This window comes from Monashia sp. HAY1-2A (assembly GCF_056755315.1).
In genome coordinates this window covers 1-244 of the sequence record NZ_JBNDHY010000674.1, presented here as the reverse complement: position 1 = coordinate 244, position 244 = coordinate 1, and the positions used below count along the sequence as shown (strand labels likewise).

The following is a 244-nucleotide window of genomic DNA, read 5'->3' as shown; positions in this document are numbered from 1 at the left end:
GCGTAGTGCTTGCGGAGATCCGTCTTCCTGATCTTCCCGCTAGCCGTGCGCGGCATCTCCTCAACGAACACCACGGACTTGGGAATCTTGTACCGGGCAAGGCGGCCTTCCAGATGCGAGCGCAACTGTTCCTCGCTCAGGACAGAGCCCTCCCGCAACGTGACGATTGCGCGGGGCACTTCACCCCATTTCCCGTCGGCCACTCCGATGACGGCCACGCTCCCCACGGCGGGCAGTTCTGCGA

General features: G+C 63.9%; 1 protein-coding gene. It reads right to left on the bottom strand.

Going from position 1 to position 244, the window contains the following annotated elements; genetic code table 11:
• Window positions 1–244 (bottom strand): AMP-binding enzyme (locus ACPYOM_RS23500; RefSeq protein WP_481347830.1); only part of this gene is annotated, 244 nt, incomplete at both ends.